The sequence below is a fragment of the Streptomyces sp. NPDC033270 genome, assembly GCF_055576575.1.
In genome coordinates this window covers 94068-116199 of sequence record NZ_JBVIRA010000017.1, presented here as the reverse complement: position 1 = coordinate 116199, position 22132 = coordinate 94068, and the positions used below count along the sequence as shown (strand labels likewise).

General features: G+C 70.9%; 24 protein-coding genes. 11 read left to right on the top strand and 13 right to left on the bottom strand.

All coding sequences use genetic code 11. The features are described from left to right. Positions 1 to 69: 69 nt before the first annotated feature. Positions 70 to 612, top strand: coding sequence for an LppU/SCO3897 family protein (locus ACZ5XZ_RS23525; RefSeq protein WP_468981120.1), 543 nt, complete (start codon positions 70 to 72; stop codon positions 610 to 612). 202 nt (positions 613 to 814) lie between these two features. Here ACZ5XZ_RS23525 and ACZ5XZ_RS23520 read toward each other — a convergent pair whose 3' ends face one another. Next, entirely contained in the window at positions 815 to 1504 is a 690-nt protein-coding gene (locus tag ACZ5XZ_RS23520) for a transglycosylase family protein (protein ID WP_468981117.1), read from the bottom strand. A gap of 826 nt (positions 1505 to 2330) precedes the next feature. Between ACZ5XZ_RS23520 and ACZ5XZ_RS23515 the strand changes: the two genes are divergently transcribed. The 3 genes from ACZ5XZ_RS23515 to ACZ5XZ_RS23505 are packed head-to-tail and all read left to right on the top strand — an operon-like array spanning position 2331 to position 3816. Continuing rightward, positions 2331 to 2618, top strand: coding sequence for a hypothetical protein (locus ACZ5XZ_RS23515; RefSeq protein WP_468981115.1), 288 nt, complete (start codon positions 2331 to 2333; stop codon positions 2616 to 2618). Next, entirely contained in the window at positions 2615 to 3157 is a 543-nt protein-coding gene (locus tag ACZ5XZ_RS23510) for an RNA polymerase sigma factor (protein WP_468981112.1), read from the top strand. Before ACZ5XZ_RS23515 ends, ACZ5XZ_RS23510 begins: the two co-directional genes overlap by 4 nt. After that, positions 3157 to 3816 carry a hypothetical protein gene (locus ACZ5XZ_RS23505; RefSeq protein WP_468981110.1) on the top strand — a complete coding sequence of 220 codons (660 nt, stop codon included), beginning with the start codon at positions 3157 to 3159 and terminating at the stop codon, positions 3814 to 3816. The genes ACZ5XZ_RS23510 and ACZ5XZ_RS23505 overlap by 1 nt, the downstream gene beginning before the upstream one ends. A gap of 59 nt (positions 3817 to 3875) precedes the next feature. Here the strand turns inward: ACZ5XZ_RS23505 and ACZ5XZ_RS23500 are convergent, their stop codons facing one another. Next, positions 3876 to 4388 carry a mycothiol transferase gene (locus ACZ5XZ_RS23500; protein WP_468981108.1) on the bottom strand — a complete coding sequence of 171 codons (513 nt, stop codon included), beginning with the start codon at positions 4386 to 4388 and terminating at the stop codon, positions 3876 to 3878. A gap of 273 nt (positions 4389 to 4661) precedes the next feature. Here ACZ5XZ_RS23500 and ACZ5XZ_RS23495 point away from each other — a divergent pair, with 273 nt between their 5' ends. After that, positions 4662 to 5417, top strand: a complete 756-nt coding sequence (locus ACZ5XZ_RS23495; protein WP_468981106.1) for a L,D-transpeptidase family protein — start codon at positions 4662 to 4664, stop codon at positions 5415 to 5417. 144 nt (positions 5418 to 5561) lie between these two features. On the opposite strand, the gene ACZ5XZ_RS23490 is transcribed toward ACZ5XZ_RS23495, so the two are convergent. From ACZ5XZ_RS23490 to ACZ5XZ_RS23475, 4 genes are all read right to left on the bottom strand, one after another. After that, entirely contained in the window at positions 5562 to 6065 is a 504-nt protein-coding gene (locus ACZ5XZ_RS23490; RefSeq protein WP_468981103.1) for a C40 family peptidase, read from the bottom strand. A gap of 98 nt (positions 6066 to 6163) precedes the next feature. Next, positions 6164 to 8452, bottom strand: a complete 2289-nt coding sequence (locus tag ACZ5XZ_RS23485; RefSeq protein ID WP_468981101.1) for a trehalose-6-phosphate synthase — start codon at positions 8450 to 8452, stop codon at positions 6164 to 6166. A gap of 135 nt (positions 8453 to 8587) precedes the next feature. Then, positions 8588 to 9514 carry a carbohydrate kinase family protein gene (locus tag ACZ5XZ_RS23480; protein ID WP_468981098.1) on the bottom strand — a complete coding sequence of 309 codons (927 nt, stop codon included), beginning with the start codon at positions 9512 to 9514 and terminating at the stop codon, positions 8588 to 8590. 120 nt (positions 9515 to 9634) lie between these two features. Beyond that, positions 9635 to 10537 (bottom strand): helix-turn-helix domain-containing protein, encoded by a 903-nt coding sequence (locus ACZ5XZ_RS23475; protein WP_468981097.1) that lies wholly within the window; start codon positions 10535 to 10537, stop codon positions 9635 to 9637. Between the two features lie 72 nt (positions 10538 to 10609). Between ACZ5XZ_RS23475 and ACZ5XZ_RS23470 the strand changes: the two genes are divergently transcribed. After that, positions 10610 to 10981, top strand: coding sequence for a cupin domain-containing protein (locus ACZ5XZ_RS23470; RefSeq protein WP_468981095.1), 372 nt, complete (start codon positions 10610 to 10612; stop codon positions 10979 to 10981). 181 nt (positions 10982 to 11162) lie between these two features. Here the strand turns inward: ACZ5XZ_RS23470 and ACZ5XZ_RS23465 are convergent, their stop codons facing one another. Beyond that, complete coding sequence (locus tag ACZ5XZ_RS23465) at positions 11163 to 11798, bottom strand: hypothetical protein (RefSeq protein WP_468981092.1); 636 nt, start codon at positions 11796 to 11798, stop codon at positions 11163 to 11165. A 307-nt stretch (positions 11799 to 12105) separates the two neighbouring features. Continuing rightward, positions 12106 to 12702 carry a TetR/AcrR family transcriptional regulator gene (locus ACZ5XZ_RS23460; RefSeq protein ID WP_468981090.1) on the bottom strand — a complete coding sequence of 199 codons (597 nt, stop codon included), beginning with the start codon at positions 12700 to 12702 and terminating at the stop codon, positions 12106 to 12108. A 64-nt stretch (positions 12703 to 12766) separates the two neighbouring features. On the opposite strand from ACZ5XZ_RS23460, the gene ACZ5XZ_RS23455 reads away from it, so the two are divergent. Then, entirely contained in the window at positions 12767 to 13525 is a 759-nt protein-coding gene (locus ACZ5XZ_RS23455; protein WP_468981089.1) for an alpha/beta fold hydrolase, read from the top strand. A 22-nt stretch (positions 13526 to 13547) separates the two neighbouring features. Here ACZ5XZ_RS23455 and ACZ5XZ_RS23450 read toward each other — a convergent pair whose 3' ends face one another. After that, positions 13548 to 14279, bottom strand: a complete 732-nt coding sequence (locus ACZ5XZ_RS23450) for a class I SAM-dependent methyltransferase (RefSeq protein WP_468981087.1) — start codon at positions 14277 to 14279, stop codon at positions 13548 to 13550. 580 nt (positions 14280 to 14859) lie between these two features. Here ACZ5XZ_RS23450 and rho point away from each other — a divergent pair. After that, complete coding sequence (gene rho / locus ACZ5XZ_RS23445) at positions 14860 to 15987, top strand: transcription termination factor Rho (protein WP_468981265.1); 1128 nt, start codon at positions 14860 to 14862, stop codon at positions 15985 to 15987. Between the two features lie 136 nt (positions 15988 to 16123). Here the strand turns inward: rho and ACZ5XZ_RS23440 are convergent, their stop codons facing one another. Both ACZ5XZ_RS23440 and ACZ5XZ_RS23435 read right to left on the bottom strand, forming a co-directional pair. Further along, a complete protein-coding gene (locus tag ACZ5XZ_RS23440; protein ID WP_468981086.1) occupies positions 16124 to 16666 on the bottom strand; it encodes a DoxX family membrane protein in 543 nt (180 codons plus the stop codon). 515 nt (positions 16667 to 17181) lie between these two features. Next, positions 17182 to 17421 carry a chaplin gene (locus ACZ5XZ_RS23435; protein WP_468981085.1) on the bottom strand — a complete coding sequence of 80 codons (240 nt, stop codon included), beginning with the start codon at positions 17419 to 17421 and terminating at the stop codon, positions 17182 to 17184. A gap of 297 nt (positions 17422 to 17718) precedes the next feature. Here ACZ5XZ_RS23435 and ACZ5XZ_RS23430 point away from each other — a divergent pair, with 297 nt between their 5' ends. Together ACZ5XZ_RS23430 and ACZ5XZ_RS23425 are read left to right on the top strand one after the other, a co-directional pair. Then, complete coding sequence (locus ACZ5XZ_RS23430) at positions 17719 to 18396, top strand: AIM24 family protein (RefSeq protein ID WP_468981082.1); 678 nt, start codon at positions 17719 to 17721, stop codon at positions 18394 to 18396. A gap of 36 nt (positions 18397 to 18432) precedes the next feature. Continuing rightward, on the top strand, positions 18433 to 19209 hold the full coding sequence (locus ACZ5XZ_RS23425; protein WP_468981081.1) for a ribonuclease H family protein: 777 nt from the start codon (positions 18433 to 18435) through the stop codon (positions 19207 to 19209). 42 nt (positions 19210 to 19251) lie between these two features. On the opposite strand, the gene ACZ5XZ_RS23420 is transcribed toward ACZ5XZ_RS23425, so the two are convergent. Then, positions 19252 to 20109, bottom strand: coding sequence for a helix-turn-helix transcriptional regulator (locus ACZ5XZ_RS23420; RefSeq protein ID WP_468981078.1), 858 nt, complete (start codon positions 20107 to 20109; stop codon positions 19252 to 19254). Between the two features lie 165 nt (positions 20110 to 20274). Between ACZ5XZ_RS23420 and ACZ5XZ_RS23415 the strand changes: the two genes are divergently transcribed. Then, positions 20275 to 21468: an MFS transporter gene (locus tag ACZ5XZ_RS23415; protein ID WP_468981076.1), complete on the top strand. Its 1194-nt coding sequence runs from the start codon at positions 20275 to 20277 to the stop codon at positions 21466 to 21468. A gap of 51 nt (positions 21469 to 21519) precedes the next feature. Here ACZ5XZ_RS23415 and ACZ5XZ_RS23410 read toward each other — a convergent pair whose 3' ends face one another. After that, positions 21520 to 22095 (bottom strand): TetR/AcrR family transcriptional regulator, encoded by a 576-nt coding sequence (locus tag ACZ5XZ_RS23410; protein ID WP_468981074.1) that lies wholly within the window; start codon positions 22093 to 22095, stop codon positions 21520 to 21522. Between the last annotated feature and the right edge of the window lie 37 nt (positions 22096 to 22132).

Genomic DNA, 22132 nt, shown 5'->3' with positions numbered 1-22132 from the left:
GGCAGGTAGCCTGCATCGGTCAACAACGCGTTGACGTCATCGTGCAGTCAACCATGGGGGACCTCAGTCGTGTCCGCACCGCCGCCGCCCTACCAGAACCAGCCGCCGCAGCAGCCCTACGGGTATCCGCAGCAGCAGCCGTACGGGCAGCAGCAGCCACCGCAGCCGTACGGCCAGCAGCCGCAGCAGCACCCGTATCCGCAGCAGCCGGGTGGGCCGCAGCGGCCGCCGCAGCGGCAGGCGAGTCCGCTGCGGGGTCTGATCACCGCCGTCGTCGTGCTGGCGGTCTTCGGCGGCGGGGCCTGGTACGTGTGGGACTACAACACCAACCCCAACGGCGGCAAGGCCAAGGCGGAGGCCTCGGCGTCCGCGCGGGCCGAGGAGAACAAGAAGTACTCCCCGCAGACCGGTGACTGCGTCGACATGCAGGGCACCGACGACGCTCCGCGGCCGTTGGTCGTCGACTGCGGTTCCGCCCAGGCCGAGTTCAAGACCGGCGACCGGCTGTACGGCTCCGGCCAGAAGTGCGGGCCGCAGTACGACGCCAGCATCGTGTTCACGGGCTCGCGCTATCGCAGCGGCAACTACACGCTCTGCTTCACCAAGGTCTGACGCTTCGTCCAGCCCCGCATCCCCACGGGTCCGCTCGCGCGGGCAGGCCGTCCGCGGCGCCACGGACGGCCTGCAACCCACCGCTGGGGAATACCCGGGTATTCCGTAACGGGTTTCGGATCGGGCTTCGAAACGGGGTTTCGAAGCGGTTCTACGGTGCGTTCAGTTCGTGTCCGCTGCCCGTCTTCCGCTCAATTGGTGCTCAGCGGGAGCTGTTTCGCGGCACGGCCAGTCGCGTGCCGGGGTAAATGAGGTTCGGATTCGCACCGATCACCTCGCGGTTCAGCCGGTGGAATTGCCGCCAGTGGCAGCCGAATTCCTGCGCGATACCGCTCAGCGTGTCCCCGGTGTTGACGACGACGGTGGTGCCGCTGCGCTGCGGACGCGGCTTGTACCGCTTGTGGTGGAACTGCGGGTGCGGCAGTCGCTGGCGAGCCGGCGGCTGGGCCCGGTGCTGCGGTGCGGGGCGCGGGGTGGTGACCCGCGGGGCGGTGTGCCGCGAGGCCGAGTTGAGTCCGAGCCGGGCCGAGCAGGCGGGCCACGCACCCCACCCCTGCCGGGCCAGCACCCGCTCCGCCACGTGGATCTGCTGTGCCCGGCTCGCATGCGACGCCCGTACCCCGTACGCCCGGCCGCCGAACGAGCGCCAGGTGGAGTGGGCGAGCTGCAGCCCTCCGGAGAACCCGTTCCCGGTATCGATACGCCAGTTGCCTCCGCTCTCGCACCCGGCCAGGCGGTCCCACGTCCCGCCTGCCGCCGCCTCGGCCGGCTGCTCGGTCGCCACGTTCAGCGCGCCGGCCGCGAGCAGTACGGCTGCCGCCGTGATGCCTCGGACCCCGTAGCCCCGGAATTCATTCCGGGCGGTCGATTCCGATACCTGCGGAAATTCCATGCGTTTGCTCCCGTCGCTTGCCGCGCAGTTCCCTGGCGGCCATTCAGGAAACGTGACGCCTTAACGGAAATCGCGTTCGAGCGGTGCCCCGACCGCGATTTCCGTGCGGCGCCATGAATTCGACGGGGATGAGACAACCACGCACCGAGTTCGCATCGGCAGAGCGCGCGGTAGCGCCGTCGCCGCTCGGTCTGCCCCCTTGCCTCCGGAGCACGGGCATGCCTGCCCACGGCGCACCCGCTCTGACGGGCAGGGGCGCGCCCCTCATGCCGTAGGCGCATGCCCCACCGGGTCCGGGGGATCGTTCACCCGCTGTGGGGGTGTCCGCCGAGCGCATCCGAGGCACTTGGTGCATGCGCTGCGCAGGTCCGCACGCACCGCGCACAGACCTCTGGGCAGTGCAACGGCTCGTGCCGTCCCGGCGCGGCGGTGCAACAACCCGTCCCACCGGGGCGGTTCGCAGCGGCCCCGGCCGGGACGCGAGGGGCGGAGCGAAAGCCGTGAGGCCCGCGCCGGCCGCCGCGGAGGGTGCGCTACTCGCCCCGGACGCCCCGTGAGGTCGCCGCCGAGCGCGAACCGGCCCCTCTCGAACAGGAGTTACCCACCATTAAACATCCCGTCGATGTGGCATTGATCACTCCAGGAGGAGGAATGCGCAGGTCGGACCCACAGTGTGCAATTGATCGATCACTTTCTGCTGATTATGTGCGCAGCCTGATTAACCCTGAGGGCCCCTCTCGTCGGTGAGAGGGGCAGGAACGCACCGCACGTTCCGCCCCACCCGCAACGACGCGGGTGGCAGCAACTCTCATGAAGGGAGGGCTTCGTGGAGCACTTGGGGCATTCATGGCCCTGGTACGCGCTGGCACTGGTCGGCGTCTACCGGTTGACCGCCACAGGACTCGACGCCCTTGTCCGCCGCGTGGTCCGCACCGTCGCGCAGGCCCGTGCCGAGCACCACCGCGCCGTCACCACCGCCCGTGCCACCGCCGTGCCACCACCACACGGCACCCCCCTCCAGGGCCGCTCGCGACGCGGCGGCGCGCTCCCGGACGCCGGCATCACGTCCCCGCCGCTGCCACCGACCGGCCACCCCTGTGAGGAGGCCCGGTGAACGAGCACTCCCCCCTGGCCAGCCCGACCGATCTGCCACTGGACTTCGAGGTCTTCTTCCAGCGCGAACAAAAGGCGCTCCTCGCCATCGCCGCCTCCCGCCTCAGGGACCGCCGGGACGCGGAGGAGGCCACCTTGGAAGCCGGTTGCCGCATGTACAGCAAGTGGGAGCGCATCCTGGCCCACGTCAACCCGAAAGCCATGACGTACACCATCCTCAACGGCGTCATCTCCGACTTCTACCGCCGCGAGATCCGCAACAGCCGGGTACAGCCCTTCGCCGACCCGCCCGACACCTCCTACCTCCAGGAGCTGCGCAGCTGCGAGGCGCTCGACCTCGCCCTGGACGAGCTGGAGTCCACCGCGCCCCTGCAGGCCAACTCCGTACGCCTGCGCCACCTGGCGGGCCTGTCGTACGACCAGATCGCCGAGCGGTTGGGCACCACCCCCGGCGCCGCGAAGGTCAGCACCAGCGTCGGACTACAGCGACTCAAAGAGATCATGACGAACGGTTCCTGCGGGACCGGAGAGGACGCGTGATGCTCGAAGACCTGCTACGACGCCAAGCCGAGGCCCTCGACGCCGAGTTCGCCGATCACGACCCGGTGGCCTTCACCCAGCGCCTGGCCGCCCGCATCGCCGACGGCACCGCCCGCGAACCCGAGTCCGTCACCCGCGGCACGGTCGGCGGCATCCGCCCCACCCCCGTACGCCCGAGCCCGGCCCGCGGCCGCCGGCGCCGCCGTCCGACCCCCATCCTCGCCGCGCCCGTCCCGTCCGCCGCCGTCCTCGCGGAGGCCCGGCGGCTGTGCAACGTCGTGCTGCGCTCCAAGGACATCGACACCCTCGGCGCGTTCGCCGCCGACTACGACGCGGCCGGCGCGAGAACCTTCGCCTGTCTGCTCTACACCCTCGACAAGTGGGACGGCGCGCTGTACTGGTGGCGCTTCGCGGCCGGCGCCGGCGACGAGCTCGCCGCCCACCTGCTGGCCGTGCACCACGCCGCGGTCGGCCGCACCACCGACGCCCGGCTGTGGCGCGCGATCGCCCGGATGATGGGCTTCACGCTCGACCTCCACCTGCCCGCTCCCGTCCGCGGCACCTCCGAACTGGCCCAGGGCTTCGCCCGCACCTGGGACCGCAGCCTGCAGACGTTCCTCCAGCAGAACCATCTGCCCCGGGGGCTGGTCGCGCGGTGAGCACCCGTGGGCGGCTGTCCGGCGGGCGCGCCATGCCCGCCGGCCGGCCGCCCCGCCGTTCAGCGACCGAGCAGACCGCGCACGTACGCCGCCTGGCCGGCGTGCTGCAGATCGTCGGCGATGACGCTGATCAGCCGGACGCCCAGCGTGACGGGCGGCGACCAGGCGCGGTCGACGACGCGCTTGAGGTCCTTGTCCTCGATCCCGGCGAGGTACTGGACCGTGTTGTCGTGGACCGCCTCGTGGTAGCCGGTCAGCAGCTGCGCGCTGAGGTCCTGCACCGCCGCCACCTCCTTGCGGGAGTGGCCGTATCCGGTGTCATCGGCCGTGAACGGCAGCCCGAAGCGCTCGTACCAGTCGTCCGAGATCCAGACCTGCTCCGCCTCGGCCGCACCGGCCACATGATCGTCCTGGATCCTGGTCAGATGCCAGACCAGCCAGCCGATCGAATTGGCGGCGTCGTCGGGGCGCTCGCCGAGCTCCTCGGGGCTGAGCCCGCTGACCACTTCCTCGACGACCTCCCGGATGCGGCCGAAGGCATCGACGAGCAGTTCTGCGCTGGCGGCGGTCATACGGGCTCCCTTGCGACGACGGGCGGAGGGCGTCAGCCCCGGCGGCGCGCCCATGGTCGCAAGGGAAGCGAAGGAATGGTGGGAGGCTGATCCGTCGGCGTGAGCGTCCGGAGCAGGGGCCGCGTCGCCGCCAGGGACGGACCGCGACGGGCACCGGGCCGGGGCCGGGGCGAGGACCGGGGCGGCACCCCACCTGACCGGATATGACGTACGCCGTTATTTCGGGTCGGTCACGCCTGCAACCGACAGGTCGGGCGAACAGTCATACCCGGCATGAAACCACGACTGAACCTGCGACGGCGGGTGAACCTCAGCAGACGGCAGCGGTCCGGCTCCGGCCGCCGGGTGGGCGCGGCGCTCGCCCTCACGGCGCTGACCCTGCCGCTGACGGCGGCCTTCGGCTCCACCGCCCAGGCCGCCACCGCCGCGTCCGCCTGCACCGCGAGCCGCGGCCCCTACCAGAAGCAGGCCGAGAAGTTCCTCGGCCTGCGGGTCGACGGCCGGCAGTCGGCCTCCGACTGCCGCGCGATCCGCGCCTTCCAGACCAGCCACGGCATCACCCCGAACATCGGCTACGCCGGCCCCGTCACCTGGGGCGTGATGAGCCTGGTCGCACAGCAGAAGGCAGCCGGCCACAACCCGAATAAATCCGGCAAATGCCCCACCAATCGGGGGCGAATAGCCTGCGTCGACCTGACCCGCCAGCTCAGCTGGATACAGGACGGATCGAGGCTGGTGTTCGGGCCGGTCCCGATCCGCAGCGGCCGCGACGGCTACGAGACCCGCACCGGCGCCAAGAAGATCTACTGGCGCAACCTGCACCATGTCTCGACGCTGTACGACGTCCCCATGCCCTACAGCCAGTTCTTCGACGGCGGTCAGGCCTTCCACTCCATCAGCGGCAGCGTCTGGTCGGCCCCCGGCTCGCACGGCTGCGTCAACATGCGCGGCAATGACGCGAAGAAGTACTGGTCCCTGCTGAAGAACGGCGACGACGTCTACGTCTACGGCCGCAAGTCCGGCACCTGATCACCGGGCCCGCACGCACGGCGGACGAGGGCGACCGAGGACGACGAGCAAGGGGCGCTGGTCCAGCAGCCGGATGCATGGCTCCGGCGCCCCGGACGCACCGCCCCTGCCCTCGTGCCGCCCCTCTCCTCGGCTCCGGCGGCGTCAGCGGCCCAATAGCTTGTACAGCGCCATCGGCGTCACATACCCGGGCCACCGACCGTCGGCGAACAGGTGCACGCCGGCGTCCAGATAGCACTGGTCGACGAGCTGGGAGCAGATCATGTGCCGGCTGCTGGCGATATAGCGCCGCAGCCCCGGAACGGGCACCCGCAACCGGTGCGTGGCGATCGCGAGGTAGTCGAGGAAGCTGTACGGCACCCCGACATAGCGGGAGGCCGCCGCGCAGATGCCGGCGCGCTGCCGTTCCGTGAGCCCCTCCGGGTACACATAGAGCACATCGGCGTCGGCGTAGTCCGCGAGCGGCCGGATGCGCGACCCGCCGGGCTGGGCTTCGAGCAGCCGCTCGTCGGGCAGGACCAGGAAGGCGTGCTGGTAGTCGGCGAAACCGTCGCCGTTGATCCACTGTCCGAAGCGGATCAACCGGCCGGTGACGCCGGGGATCTGGGTGAGTCCGATGTCGCCGGGCTGGGGATGGGTGTGCCTCATGAGCGGCTCCCGGGAGCGCAAGAGTGCGGATTCCCCAGGGTGATACCCGCTGTTCGGGCGCTCGCACCGCGCTCTTCGAAGCGCGGCGGGGGAGCGGCTCAGCGCATGAAGGCCTCTTCCGCACTCGCCGCGCTCGGTCCGCTTGCCGCGCCCGTCGCCCTGACCGTCTGCCTCGACGGCCGTGGGATGGCGCCGATGATCTGGCGGGCCCAGCGGGCGGGCGTCTGGTCGTCCAGGAGGGTGGCGAGCCGGGTGAGGTGCGCCAAGCGCTCCGAAGGCGTCATGGTCAGCGCGCGGTGCAGGGTGCCGACGAGGTCCCGGGGGGAGTGCGGGTCGGTGAGCAGGGCGGCGGCCCCCAGTTGGGAGGCCGCTCCGGTGTGGCGGGAGAGGATCAGCACCCCGGACCGGCCGGTGGCGGCATGACTGGCGATGAACTCCTTGGCGGTCAGGTTCATACCGTCCTGCAGCGACGTCACCCAGAACACGTCCGCTGCCAGGTACTGGCCGACCACCTCGCCGAAGGACAGGGCGCGGGGGAGGTACTCGACCGGTTCCCAACCGCCGGTGCGCCAGCGGTCGTTGAGGTCGGCGATGGCGCGCTCCAGGGCGGCGCGGGTGCCGTCGTGCACGCGGATGCCCGGCTCGGGCGGCGGGCACACCAGTCGGAACACCAACTTCCCGCACAGTTCCGGGTGTTGGGCGAGCAGGATCGCGACGGCACGGACCTTCTCCAGCGGCGCCTTGGCGTAGTCGAGTCGCTCCACCGACAGGATCAGGGCCGGCCCTGGCCCCGGCCGCGCCGCCGGCACCCCGCGCGTACGAGCCAGCTCCTCGACGGCCCGCCGGTCGATGCCCAGAGGGTGGACGCCGGTACGCGGTGCCCGACGGGCCCCGGCCAGCGCCTGCCGGAAGTGGCCGGCGAACTCGGCGGTGTGGAAGCCGGCCCAGTCCAGGCACGCGAGGGAGTCGCGCAGCTGCTCGGCGGTGGGAATGCGGGCGAATGCGTCCGGTGGCGGGAACGGTGTGTGGTGGAACAGCCCCAGGTGCAGATCGGGCCGCGTCGCGCGCAGGATGCCGGGCACGAGCCAGAGGTTGTAGTCGTGCAGCCAGACCGTGGCGCCGCGTGCCGCGTGGGCGCTCACGTGGTCGGCGAAGCGCGCGTTGAACGACTCGTAGTGCCGCCAGGCCGAGGCGCTGTGGCGCATCCGGTCGGGCTGGGACATCAGCGCCGGCCAGAGAGTCTCCTTGCACGCACGGTGGAAGTACTCCCTCCACTCGGCGGCGGCCACCGGGAGGAACGCCAGCGGCAGACCGGTCCCGTGCGGAGGACCCGGACGGGCGGGCACGCCGTGACAGGTGGCCAAGGCACCCTCGCCGCCGCGCGGCCCGGCCCCGCCGCCGTACGCGACACCGCCCCCCTGCGGGACCTGGACCCTGCCCTGCGGGGCGTCGTCCCCGACCAGTGCCGTGGCCCAGACGGCGTCGGGACCGTCGGGGCTGAACAGGCCCTGCAGCGTGGGCAGCACGCCGTTCGGGCTCAGGGGCTGCTGCCACTGCCCGTCCGCCCAGCGCACCGGCGGACGGTGATAGCCGACCACGAGGGGGCGAGCACGCTCGATCCAGCCCAGGCTCTCCAACGCGGACAGGATGCCGGCCGCCCCCGGACGGTCCGGCCGGTGGACCTCGGCACGGTCGGGGATCCGCTCCCGGAGGGCGGCTTCCGCATTGCTCATGAGCACGCCTCGTGCGCCGAGCTGGAACAGCGACAGGTCGTTGAGCGAGTCGCCGGCCACGAGGACCGAGTCCATGCGCCACCGCTGCCGACGGGCGAGCAGAGCCAGGGCGTTGCCCTTGCTCGCCCGGGCCGGCAGGACGTCGAAGTAGCGGTCCGCCGAGTACGTCCATCCGCAGCCCAGCTCCCGCACCGCGTCGGTGATCGCTTCGGAGAACTGCTCGGGACGCAGGAAGAACGAGCAGCGGCCCTCCTGAACCACCCCTTCCTGATAGACGAGTTCGGCAAAGCGCGCCAACCGCTCCCGTACGCGCCGCTGCCCCGGCCAGCCGTGACGCAGCCGGTCCTGCAACGGGCCGACGCAGGTGCGGTCCCTCCCGTCGACCACACTCGCACCGACGTCCGCGATGATCCACCGGGGAGAGGGGACGAGCGGATCGGCGCGCACGATCCCCTCGACCGACGACAGTGAGCGGCCGGTCGCGAACACCACGGTCAGTTCCGGATGCCGGTCGAGCGCCTGGCGCAGCCGCCGGCGGTCCGTACGGTCGCCGCCGAGCAGCGTGCCGTCCAGATCGGTGACCAGCACCCGGTCACCGGCACCCGCGGCCGACGGCTCGCGCGAAGCCTGCTCGTCCGACACCAGCGCTGCCATGTTTCCCCCGTTGTCGTCTGGGCGCGTCTCCGCGCTACGGGTCGGTACTCCGGCGGTCCGGATCTGTCCACCGCCGAGCAGGTCTGCTCCTGGCGGCTCCGTACGGGCCGTGTGCGCCGTACGAAGACGGCTGCGCTACGTGGCCAGGCGTGCCAGCCACCGCTCGAGTCCGGCCGCGTCCAGCGCGGCGCCCGAACCCGCCGCGGTGACGGACGCCGCCCCGCAGACGACTCCGGCGGCCAGACACTCGGCGAGCGTCCCGCCCGCGAGGCGGCGATGGACGAAACCCACGTTGAAGCAGTCCCCCGCGCCGGTGGTGTCCACCACGTCCACCGGCAGCGCCGGCTGCGCGATCCGTACACCGTCCTGCGCGGCCACCGCGCCCCTGCTGTCCTGCTTGATCACCACGGTGCGCACCAACCCCGCGAGCACCTCCAGCGCGTCGTCGACGGATCCGGTCCCGGTCACCCGCAGCGCCTCCGCCGCGTTGGGCGCGAAGACGGCGACCTGCCCGAGCGCCTTGGCCACTTCGGGGACGTCGACGCTGCCGGCGTAGTCCTGGCAGTCCATGAACACCTCCGCCCCCACTCGTGCGGCGGCGTCCAGGGCCTTGGACACCGCCGGCCCGTACTGCAGGAACGGCAGCATCACCATCGTCGGCCGGTAGGTCTCGATCAGCTGCGCCAGCGGAGGGGCGACGACCGGTTCCTCGTACGAGACCATCGCCCGGTCACCGGCCCGGGACAACGCGGTCGTCACATGGGGCAGCGGTCGCGCATGGCGCCGAAAGCCCCGCTCGTCCAGCCCCTCGTCCCGTGCCGCCGCGAGCACCTCCAGGCTGAACGGGTCATTGCCGAAGTCCGCTGCCCAGACGACCTCGCGCCCCAGCCGCCGCAACCCCATGGCCAGGTTGAACGCCCCGCCGGGCACCATGCTGAAGCCCTCGGCCCACACTTCCCTGCCGTACGCGACGGGTCCCGTCAGCCCCCGGTACACAAGATCGACCGAGTACGCCCCGGCCACCAGCACCCGGTCGCCGGCCACGTCCTGCCCATGCGTCATGGCGGGACTGTAGGCACAACACGCAGCGCATCAGACCGACAACTCTGGGAGATGGCCGAAATGACGGCACTTCAGCTCTCCGTGACGCCACGGTCGGCCAAAACCTCCCTCCCAGCGCCCTCACGACGAGCCGTGCCCTCGCACGGCGGCGTAGCGGCCCGGCGTGGTGCCCACGTGGCGGGTGAAGTGCCGGTTCAGATGGGCCTGGTCATGGAAGCCGACGGTCGCCGCGACCTCGGCCGGCCGGCGGCCGTCGAGCAGCAGCCGACGGGCCCGGTCGATGCGTCTGCCGGTCAGATAGGCGTGCGGCGGCAGCCCGTAGGTCTGTTTGAAGCAGCGGATGAGATGGGTGGGGTGGGCGTGCAGGACGGCGGCGGCCTCCTGTAGGGAGATGCCGGCGGGAATCCGGGAGTCCAGCAGTTCCCGCAGCTCGGCCGCGAGCCGGTTCGCCTCGCGACCGGGAGTACGGAGCCGAAGCGCGTCGAGGCGGTCGGGTGGGGCGAGGTGACGATGCAGCCGTTCACGGATGAAGGCCAGCCGGGACGCGGCTTCGAACGCGGCGTCGCCGCACCCGCCGCCGGCCCGGGGCCGACCCTCGGACCCGGCGTCGGCAGCGGTGCCGGCGTCGCCGAGGGCGGTGTGCAGCTGGTGGATCCGATGGCGCAGCAGCGCATCGTGCAGGACCGGGCCGTCCACCGCGCTGCCGGTCAGCCGCTCCGGCAGCACGGTCAGGTCCAGGTAGAGCACGCGTTTGCGGAAGCCCGTCGCGGTGACCGTCCTGCCGTCATGCGAGACACCGGGAGGCAGCAGAACGACCTTGCCGGTACCGGTAGCCCCATGACGCTGCCGATCGAGTGCGAAGTCGACCGACCCGTCATCGAGGATCATCAGGGCCCAGGTGTCGTGGGTGTGGGCCGGATAGGCGTGATCGGTGAAGCGCGCATGGAAGACCTCGGAGAGACCCGGTACCGACGGCTGCCAGGCGCTGACCGTCGTGGGGGGTGGGCCCGGAGCTGCTGTCATGCCAGGAACGTACAAGATCGCGGGCGTCCGGGCGCGGCAGGCTGACATCTCACGACAGCGAAAGGACCGCAGATGCCGCAGCCTCCCGCCCCGGTCAGTCTGGCCGACAAGCTCGCGCAGTTCAGTGACCTCTGGTCACAGAAGAAGGTGGCCGATCTCAACGACTACGAGGTCAAGCTCGCCAAGTTGAAGGGGGAGTTCATCTGGCACACCCACGAGGACACCGATGAACTGTTTCTCGTCCTCGGCGGTCGCCTCACCATCCAGCTCAGGGACGGTGATGTGGTGCTCGGACCCGGTGAACTGTTCGTCGTTCCGCGCGGCGTCGAACACTGCCCACTGGCGGAGGAGGAGACCGCCGTCCTGCTGCTCGAACCCGCCGGGACGATCAACACCGGTGACGCGGGGGGCCCGAGGACCAAGGCGGCCGAATCCCTGGACTAGGGCCTTTCCGACCCTGACCCATCGGACAGGCCCTAGGGAGAGCCCTTCGGGAGTCCGGCCCGGGGAACCCCCCGGCCCCATGGGGTGGGCCGGGAGGCGCCGGGCCGGCTGCTCGGCCATCCGCGCTCTCGTGTCGGCCGCGCCCACCGTCAGGCGGCCGCGGTCGCCGCGGTCGCCGCGATCAGCGCTTCACGACGAACGCCCGGCCCTTCTTCGCGTCGGCGGAGCAGGAAGCCTTCTCCGACGCGGTCATCTTGCGGGTCTTGACCGTCACCGCATTGCTCTGCCCGTCCGTGCCGTTGGGCGCGGGGCCCGTGACGGTGTCCGGCACGAACCAGAAGTAGTGCCCCCACTTGGGGCTGTCGTAATGGGTCTGCCAGGTACCCGAGACGGTCTGCATGACCTGTGCACGGGAGATCCAGCCCACCTCGCCCGGCTTCACCGTCATGTTCAGGGAGCTGTTCTCGGTGTGCGAGCTCGACCAGGTGTGACTGTAGGTCGCGGTCACACTCAGGTCGATCAGACCGGCGATCTTTCCGCCGGCCGTGACCGAGACTCCGGCACTGTCCGTCGAACCCACCGTGTCCGCCCAGCCCATCGACTGCGTGGCATCCGAAGTGCTGCAGTTGTAAAGGGAGTTGGAGACCTGCCGGAAGTCGCCGAGGTACGCCTTGCCGAGCGTCGGCTCGTTGAAGCTGCACTTCCCCTCGCCGGAGGCGCAGTCGGCTATGAGCTGCTCCCGGGTGGGTCCGTCGTCTGCGGCAGCGGGTACGGTCATTGCTGCGAGCAGTCCCAGTGCGGCCGTCGACAGTGCCATCAGCCGACTCCCGTACCGGACCGTTCTGCCGTTCCTCTTCGTCATCTTGGTGTTGCCTCTCGTGCTTCTCGCCTATTTCACACACGGCACATGGAAGCGACGGTTCCGGGTGGAGTGTGGTGCATGTCGCGTCCGCCGCTGTTGCGTTCGAGACTGGAGTGAAAGTTGTTTCAACTACACCAAGAGTCGGTAAAGTTGTAGTTGATGGCGAAACAGTCCCTTTAGGGGGAATCGAAACGGAGGCTGCGTCAGTTTCCTGGCGGGTCTCGCGCGGGTCCTCTGCGGGCTCTCTTCGGGTCCTCTTCTCTCACCGCCGGGCAGCGGACGCGCCGTTGAGGACGGTGCTCACGGCGCGTGAGACGAAGTCCTTCTCCACCGGGAGCTGCCGCAGTACGACGCGGAGCCAGGCGGCCCCGGCCAGCAGGTCCACCAGCAGCATCGGGTCGGCGTCCGCCGCGAGTTCGCCGCGGGCGACGGCGCGGTCGAAGACGGGCCGCTCGCGGTCGATCCGGTCGGCGAAGAAGTCGCGGACGTGGCCGGCGAGTTCGGGGCTGTGGGTGACCGCGCCCAGTGCGGAGACGGCGATGTCGGCGCCCGGTGGGGCGGTCAGCAAGGTCACCACCGTGCGCAGCAGCGCCTCCAGGTCGCCCTGGAGGCTGCCGGTGTCGGGGAGTTCGACATCGAGCCGGCGGGCACCCGTGAGCGCGGCACCCAGGAGCGCTCCCTTCGACGGCCACCAGCGGTAGATCGTGGTCTTGTTGACCCCGGACCGCTGCGCGACCCCCTCGACGGTCAGGCCCTCGTAGCCCTTCTCCGCGAGCAGGTCCAGTGTGGCGTCGAAGATCTCCGGTGCCTTCCGTGGGCCGCCGCTTCGCCGCGTTCCGTCGTGTCGTGCCTCGCTCATGAGGGAAGGTTAGCATCGAAAAACAACGCAACGTTGCGTTGCATTTGCGTGTAGCGTGCCGAGCATGGAGACCAATGAAGCCGGGCTGCCCGTCGTCTTCGTGCACGGCACGCGCGTCAGCGGCACGATGTGGCAACCCGTTGTCCGTGCCATCGGAACCCGCCACCCCGTGGCGGCACCTGACCTACCGGGCCATGGAGCCAGGCGCGGCGAGAAGTTCACCCTGCCGGGCGCCGTGGCGGCGGTGGCCGAGGCGGTGGATCGACTCGGCGGCCGCGCCCTGGTGGCGGGGCTGTCCCTGGGCGGTTACGTCGCGATGGCCACGGCTGCCGGACACCCGGACCGGGTGGCGGGCCTGATGGCGATGGGCTGTACGGCCCTGCCACGCGGACCGCTCGGCGCCGTGTACCGGGGAGCGGCACGAGCGGCGGCCAGGTATCCGGAAGAGGCCAACCGCCTCAGCGCGTTCGCGTTCCGTCACGCGCTGCCCGGCTCCCTGGGGCGAGCCATGGCCGCGGGCGGTCTGAGCTGCGAGACCGTGCCGGACGTCGTCGCCGCCGTCCGCGAGCTGGACCCGCTCGCGACGCTGTCGGCGTATCCGGGCCCGGTATGGCTGTGGAACGGCGAACGCGACCACTTCCGCCGCGACGAACGCCGCTTCCTCCGTGCCTGCCGAGACGGCCGCCTCAACGTCCGGCCCGGGTGTGGGCACCTCACCCTCCTCGCGGACGCAACGGCGGTGGCCCGGCAGGTCATGGACGCGGCGGCGGTCGTCACGGCTCGGACGGAGGGCGCCGGTACGCCGTCGTCGACTGGACGGTGAGGTGCACGGGCCCCCTCTGGTCTCACCCGCTCCGGGTGGCCACCACCAACCGGCACCGAGGGGTGCCATCGGGACGCAGGCCCGGCTCCGGCAGCGCGTGCAGCTGCACTGCGAAGCCGGTCCGGGCCAGCTCCGCCCGTACGTCGGCGAGCCGGAACGCCCGGTAGTACATGACGAAGGGCGGGCGCCAGAGCGCATTGCGGACCCGCATCGCCGTATCGAAGGCCAGCAGCGTCCAGTAGGCCGGCGACCCCGGGCGGGGCGGCGCGCCGATCGGAAAGACGAACCGTCCGCCGGGGCGCAGCACGGAGTGGACCTGCGCGAACAGCCCCGGCCGCTCCTGGGGCAGAAAATGCCCGAACGCGCCGAAACTCACGACGAGATCGAAGGCCGGGCCGAACGGAAGGGCCCGCGCATCCGCCCGTACCCAGTCGATGCGCGGCGCGGTCGCGGTCGTCCGCTCACGGGCACGGCCCATCGAGAGCATGCCCGCGCTGATGTCGACCCCCGTGACCCGCTCCCGGCACACCTGCCGCAGTACGCCCACCCCCGCGCCCGTACCGCAGCACAGGTCGAGGCCGCTGTCGAACGGTCCCAGCCTCAGCAGCGCCTGTGACACGGGAGTCAGCACCGACTGCGGTGTCCGGAACGGGGTGTGGTCGAATTTCGGAGCGAGCAGGTCATAGCCGTGCTCGACGGAGGACAGTGCCTGGACGGCGAGTTCACGGAACGTGGGGCCCTGGGGTGCGAACATCGCGCTCAGCATAGGCTCATCCGTGGCCCGGGACGCAGGGTGAGGCATCGAGAGGTATCGAGGGGTACCGAAAGGCCTGTCAGCCCGTCCGCGTCGAGTGCTACAGTGCGTTCGGAGCGCACTTGTGTTCGCCGCGATGACGGCGCCGGTGCCCGGCTCATCTCAGCAACACCATCACCATCATCACCATCGCATCCGTTCGTTTCTGCTGGCCTCTCCTCGCAGTGCGTTCGCGACGGGTTCGCATCGCCGATACGCCCTCGGTCTGTCTGTCCAGACCGGCGACGGCGGTCCAGCTCCCGCTCTCCGCCCGGCACTCGCAGATCTCACTTCTGCCGGGCAGCGGCATCACCCTCCCTCTCCGGCCGCGGGTTTCCTGCCCGCCCGTGGGCGTGAAGGCACCGCCCCCCAACCCGCCGGGTCCCCTTGTACCGCCCTACCGCGTACTCATCTCCATACGTCCCGAGAGGACACCGTGACCACCACCAAAACCAAGCACACCACGCGCGCCCTTCACGCCGCCGACTCCACCAACTCGACCCACTCGACCCACTCGACCCATTCGACCCACTCCACGACGATGGTCGATCCCCGGGTCGACATCGCCACGCCGGCCGCCGGGATCCTGGATATCGCGAACGAGCGGCAGGAATTCGGCTTTCTTCGTGCGGAAGGATGCCTCGCCTCGCCCGTAGACGTTCGAGTGCCCGCTGCGCTGATCCGCAGGAACGGCCTGCGTAAAGGTGACTTCGTCGTGGGCCGGTGCGGCCGCCCGCGGGCGCTCACCGAGGTCGAGACCGTCAACGGTCGCCCGCCAGAGGAATTGCGGGCCCGACCGCACTTCCGTGATCTCACACCGCTGCATCCACGACACCGGATACGCCTCGAAAGCCCGCATGGCGGTCTGGCGTCACGCATCGTCGACCTGATCGCCCCGGTCGGCAAGGGGCAGCGCGGGCTCATCGTCGCCCCGCCGAAGACCGGCAAGACGGTTCTGCTGCAACAGCTCGCCGCCTCCGTCGCCGACAATCACCCCGAATGCCGGCTGATGGTGGTCCTGGTCGACGAACGGCCGGAAGAGGTCACCGAAATGCGTCGTTGCGTACGCGGTGAGGTGCTCGCCTCCACTTTCGACCGCTCGCCGAAAGAGCACATCGCACTCGCCGAACTGGCCGTGGAACGCGCGAAGCGACTCGTCGAGCACGGAGTGGATGTCGTCATCCTCATGGATTCGCTGACTCGGCTCTGCCGGGCGCACAACAATGCCGCCGCATCGGGTGGTCGCACGCTGAGCGGAGGTGTGGACGCCGCCGCGCTGTACGGGCCCAAGCGGCTCTTCGGAGCCGCGCGCCTCGCGGAGGAGGGCGGTTCGCTGACCATCCTCGCCACCGCTTTGGTGGAGACCGGCTCCCGGGCCGACGACTACTACTTCGAGGAATTGAAGGGCACCGGCAACCTGGAACTCCGCCTGGACCGCGCACTGGCGGGAAAGCGGATCTACCCAGCGGTCAATGCCACCGCCTCCGGCACCCGTCGCGAGGAACTGCTGCTCACCTCGGCCGAGTTGACGGCTACGCGTCGACTGCGGCGGGCCCTCCAAACCGGCGACGGGTCGGCGAAATGGGAGGCGTTGCTGGAGAAGATGCGACACGCTCCGGACAATGCGACGTTCCTGCGCCAGGTGCAGGCCACCCTCCCGGACGCATGACCTAGATGACCACCGATCGGCTACCCGCGTATTCCTCCCGCGCGATGCCGGTCGAGCGGCCCGTGTTCGTTCAAGGACGTGTGATGCGTTGTTCTTTCCAGGGCGCCTCCGGATCACAGGTGGGGAATTCTCCGGATCACAGGGCCAAGATGAGGGCGGCGCCCAGGCCGCCCAGTCCCAGGGCGACGGCGGCACAGCCCCAGCCCCCGTCCCGCCAGACGAAGGGCCTGTCGAGCGCGAGGCGGCCGGGCCCGATCGCGGCGACCGCGAGGGCGACGACGGCGATGGTCAGGGGATATTCCAGCCCGCCTGACTGGCCCCAGAGGCCCTTGGGGGCGCCGAGCGCCATGGCGTTGATCATCACGCCGATCAGTGCGGCGGCCGCCAGCGGGGTGAGCAGCCCGGCCGCGAGACCGAGACCGCCGAGGAGCTCCGAGGCCCCGGCGAGGCCGGCGAAGAACTCGCCCGGCCGGTAGCCGAGCGCGGCGAATCCCTTTCCGGTCGCCGTGAGCCCTTCGCCGCCGAAGAGCCCGAAGAGCTTCTGGGCGCCGTGGCCGGCCATGATCAGTCCTACGCTCAGGCGGAGCAGCAGCAAGCCGACATCGGCTGCGAGCGGGGGAGACCGGAGTCCGTTGGGCCCGGAGTCGTTGTCCGTCCGTGGCTCGGCGAGCAGTTTCATGACGTGTCGCTTTCCGCACCGGCGCGTCCTGTGGTCGCGGTGCCGAACACCGGCGCCGCGACCACGCGACGCGCCGGTGCGCTCAGGGTGGGGAAAGTCTGATGGATTGCGAGCCGAATCGGGGGAGCGGTGGCGGTGAGGGACGTGCTGAATACCTGCTGTGTCGAGATGAAGGTCCGGCCCTTTACAGTCGATCGTGCTACGCGAGGACGCGATTGCCTAGGGGGGCACCGAAGGTAAACGGGAGAAGATTTTAGGGGTAAAGCGGCGTGCGCGGTCGCGGAATTCCGCCCGAGGAGGAAAGGCCGGTCAGCGGCTTTCCGGTTCCGGTCGGCGTTGCACGGATCCAGTCAGTGCTGGGCAGCAGTGGCAGTGGCCGTGTCAGTCGGGTGCCGGTCAGAGTGCCACGACGCGAAGAGCGGGCCCTCGGGAAGGGAAACCGAGGGCCCGCTCGGCCGGCACTCGGCTTTCCGGGGCGGGCTGCTCGCCTCCGGACGCCGCGTGACGGCAAGGCGTCAGCTGTTGACGCAGGTGTTGCCGAAGGTGGGGTTCAGCAGTCCGACGATGCTGAGGGTGTTGCCGCAGGCGTTGACCGGAACATGGACGGGGATTTGGGTGGTGTTGCCGGACAGGACACCAGGTGAGTGGAGCGATGCGCCCTGTGCACCGCTGTCGGCGGAGGCCAGGCCGGCCCCGCCGAGGACGACGGCGCAGGCGCCGGCGGTCAGGAGGGCACTCTTGATCCGGTGAGCCATCGATCGGTCTCCCTACTGGTGAAGGAAAGCGGCTCACGGGCGATGCGGCTTCCGTAGGAGCGCCTCGCACCACGACTGTGAGCCGCCCGGTGCGTACACCGATGTGGATTCCCCGCCGAATCCCGATCCAGAAGCACGGGTCACGAAGATCAGACTTCTAGGTGTTGTCGCGGCCCGAGTTGACGCTCTGCCGTACGAATCGATCCGTGGCGGGAGAGGGCACGGCAGGACCGCATCGGTTGCTGCCGGCCGTCATTGCTGGTTGGCGCGGCGGCAACGCGGCCTACCATGACGGCCATGAACAGTGATCTCTTTTCCTCGGACAACATGGCCATACCGGCGACCGCGCCCGGTATGACGCAGCAGAACGCGAAGTCGATCAAGTATGCGCTGGACGGCGAGTGTTACGCCCGGCAGGGGGCGATGGTCGCCTTCCGCGGCGATCTGCAGTTCGAGAAGCAGGGGCAGGGCGTCGGCAAGTTCCTCAAGCGAGCGGTCACCGGCGAGGGGCTGGCGCTGATGGCCGTACGGGGCCGTGGCGAGGTGTGGTTCGCGCACGAAGCCGCGAACTGCTTCATCATCGATCTCGCCCCTGGTGACGGCTTGACCGTCAACGGCCGCAATGTCCTGTGCTTCGACCCGTCGCTCTCCTACGAGATCAAGGTCGTCAAGGGCGCCGGTATGGTCGGCGGCGGACTCTTCAACTCCGTTTTCAGCGGCCAGGGCAAGCTGGGCGTCGTGTGTGAGGGCAATCCCATCGTCATCCCCGTGTCGCCGCAGTCTCCGGTCTTCGTCGACACCGACGCCGTGGTTGGCTGGAGCAGCAGCCTGCAGACCACGCTGCACCGTTCGCAGAGCCTGGGTTCGATGCTCCGGGGCGGCTCCGGCGAGGCCGTTCAGCTCCGCCTCGACGGCGAGGGCTTCGTGATCGTACGGCCCAGTGAGCTCCGCCCGGAGAAGGCCGCCGGCAACTGACCGGACGCGACTTCGCCCCGCGAGTCGCCGCCTGGCATGATCGCGCGCATGGCTGAACGCGTGATTGCCGCATGTGACGGCGCATCGAAAGGAAACCCCGGGCCCGCGGGCTGGGCCTGGGTCGTCGCCGACACCCGGGAGACCGTCCTTCGCTGGGAGGCCGGTCCGCTGGGCACCGCGACGAACAACGTCGCGGAGCTCACCGCGCTGGAACGCCTGCTGACGGCCACCGACCCGGCGGTTCCGATCGAGATCCGGATGGACTCCCAGTACGCGATGAAGGCCGTCACGACGTGGCTGCCCGGCTGGAAGCGCAAGGGCTGGAAGACGGCCGCGGGCAAGCCGGTGGCCAACCAGGAACTCGTCGTACGCATCGACGCCCTGCTCACGGGGCGCGAGGTGGAGTTCCGGTACGTGCCCGCGCACCAAGTGGACGGCGACCGGCTCAACGACTTCGCCGACCGGGCCGCGAGCCAGGCGGCGGTCGTCCAGGAGGCCGCGGGCAGCGCGCTCGGGTCCGCGGAGCCGCCGCCCGCGCCGGACACCGTTCGGCCCGGCGGCGCGCGCCGCCGTACCACCGGCTCGGCGACGAAGGCGGCTTCCGCAAGGACCGCTTCCTCGCCTACGGCCGCCTCGAAGACGGCCTCTTCGCCGCGGCGGCGCACCTCGGGCGGCTCCACGCGGACCCTCGACGCCAAGTTCCCCGGCCGCTGCCGGTGCGGGCGGACGTACGCCGCGGGCGAGCCCATCGCCAAGAACCCGGACGGCTGGGGCCACCCGGCATGCCGCTCCGGTGCGGGTGGCGAGGCATAGCGGGCCGGTCCGGACCGGGCGTCGGTTCGGACCGGGCCGGAATCAGCCGTCGTCCTCGGTGAGCCTGCGCACCGCGGCCTTGGTGTCCGCGTCGTCGGGCAGGTAGCACAGGAAGTGATGCCCCGGCTCGTCGAGGTCGGCCAGCTTCACATAGCGCAGGCTCAGCGCGCCCGCCCTGGGGTGGCGGAAGCGGCGGACCGCGGGCTGGTAGACGGCTGTCTCCCGGCGGCCGTACCAGCGGGCCGCATCCGGGTCCTGGGTGATCTCGCGGATGATCTCCGCATACCGCCGGTCCTCCGGACGCCGGGCGGCGGCGGCACGGAACTGGCCCAGCAGACCACGCGCTTCGGACTCCCAGTCGGCGAGCAGGTCACGCGCCGGTGCCCAACGGAACACCAGCCACGGCAGGTTGCGCCGCTTCGGAGGAAGGCGCGCAGGGTCGGTGAGCAGGGCCGCGTATCCGGCGTTCCAGGCCAGCAGGTCCCAATGTGGGTCGATGACCACCGCGGGGTTCGGTGACACCGACTCCACCAGGGACAGCAGGTTCCGTGAGACATAGCCTGGCGGGGTGCCGGCCGCCGCGGCGTCCTCGACGAACGACAGGACGTGCGCGGTCTCGGCGCCGTCCAGGCACAGCGCCCGCGCCACCGCGCGCAGCACCTGCTCCGACGTACGGACGCGTCCCTGCTCCAGCCACGCGTACCAGGAGGTGCTGATACCGGCCCGCTCGGCCACCTCGTCGCGCCGTAGACCGGGGGCGCGACGGCGCGGTGCGACCGGCAGCCCCAGTTCCCCGGGCGTCAGCCGCTCCCGGCGCGAGCGCAGGAAGGCACCGAGCTCCTTGCGCGACGTACTGGCCGGGCCGGGTCCTTCGCCGGCCGGCCGTTCCCTGACGCTCATCGGGCCGACTTCCTTTCTCGTCACGCATGTCGTGTCGGCTCAAAGTGTGAGTGATGGTGATCGCTTGGCGATCAAAAGTGGACGGTGGGGGTGGTGGGCTGGCGGAAAGAGCCCGGGGAGGTGCCGGGCGCCGAAGGGAGTCCCCCTGTGTTCAAAGACCGCTCCGTGTCCGCCGCCACGCCCACCGGGCCCGATCGGCCCACCGAGCCGGCGTCCGGGCTGCCCGCCCGCTCGCTCCGGCTCCTGCGGGGCGCGGGCCTGATCAGCAACTTCGACCGGTTCTGTATCGCTCCGATGCTGCTGATCATCGCGGACCGACTCGACGCGGGGCTGTCGAAGGTGGCGCTCGCAGCCGGCGGCTACTACCTGGCGTACGGCCTGATGCAGCCGGCCTGGGGGCTGGCCGGCGACCGGCTGGGGCGGATCCGCGTGATGAGGTTCTCCCTCGCCGCGGGTTCGCTCGCCGCGGTGCTCTCCGCGCTCGCCCCGAACGTCGAGACGCTCATCGTGTCCCGTGCCGTCTCCGGAGCCTGCTTCGCCGCCTGCATTCCCGCCTCCCTGAGCCATGTCGGCGACGTCGTACCCGCCGAGCGGCGCCAGCGCCCGCTGACCGATCTGATGACCGCCTTCGCCCTGGGAACGGCGCTGGGCACGGTCGTGGCCGGCGCGCTGGCGCACTACGTCAGCTGGCGGGTGGTCTTCCTGCTGCCCGCGCTGCTCGCCGGGTACCTCTCCCGCGCGCTGCGCCACCTCCCCGAACCGGCGCGCAGCCCCTCCGGATCCGGCCTGCTGGCTCCGTTCCGCATCGTCCTGGCCACGCGGTGGATGTGGTACGTCATGGCCGTCGCCCTGCTCGAAGGCGCCGTCATGCTGGGCTTCTTGACGTATCTGGCGCCCGCGCTGGAGGCCGGGGGCGTGCCGGCCGCGGTGGCCGGGGCGGTGTCGGCGCTCTACGGCGTGGGCGCGATGGCGTGCGCACAGCTGGTCAAGAAGCTGGTGGGCCGGTGGAGCCCCGCCATGCTGATCGCGGCGGGCGGGGCACAGGCCGCCGTGGCCTACTCCCTCGCCGCCGTGAGCCGGTCCGTACCGGCCCTGGGAGTCGCCGCGTTGCTGCTGGGCACCGGCTGGTCGTTCCTGCACACCACGGTCCAGTCGTGGGCGACGGCGGCGACGCCGACGGCCCGGGCCACCGGCGTGGCGATGTTCGGCGTCAGCCTCTACGGCGGCAGCGCGCTGGCCAGCAGCCTGACGGCGAGTACCGCCGCCCGGCATGAGTACGGCGCGCTCTTCGCCGTCGCCGCCGCGCTGACGGTTCCGCTGACCCTCGCGGCCGCCGTGGGGCGTGCCCGATGGCGCTGACGCCGTGTCAGTCGGAGACCGAGGGTGCGCGGGAGGGGGCCGGCCCGGCGGTCACCTCGCCCCCAACTCCACCTCGATGGCGCCGCGGAGCAGCTCGTGGGCCCGCTCCAGCGAGGTGGTCCCGCTCAGCCAGCGTTCGCTGAGGCCCTCCACCAGGGCGGTGAGCCGTTCGGCCGCGGCGTACGGGTCGGTGGCGGTGTCGGCCGAACCGGCCGTCTGCACCTGGCCGATGAGCCGGGCGAGGTCCTCGACCCAGTCGCGGGTCGCATCCGCCAGCAGCTCGCGCAGGTCCGGGTCGAAGACGGCGGTGGCGCGCAACTCGCCCCAGGCCGCGCTGTTCTCCCGTACCTGGGCGAGGTCCTGCAGTTCCAGCAGCAGCATGTCGGTGAGCTGGGTTCGCGGATCGTCGGAGGACTCCAGGGCGGGGTCGGTGTAGCGGACCGCGCGCCGGCTGATGAACTCCAGCGTCCGTCGCAGCAGCCCGGCGCGGTCCTTGAAGTGGTAGTAGATCAGCGCGGTCGAGACGCCGGCCTCGGCGGAGACCTCCTCGACGCGCAGCCCGCGCACACCGCGCCGCGCGATCAGCCGGGCGGCGGCTTCCAGGATCTGGGTGGGCCGGTCCGGCATCACGCACTCCCGCTGTCCAAGAGAAAGGTCACTGTGT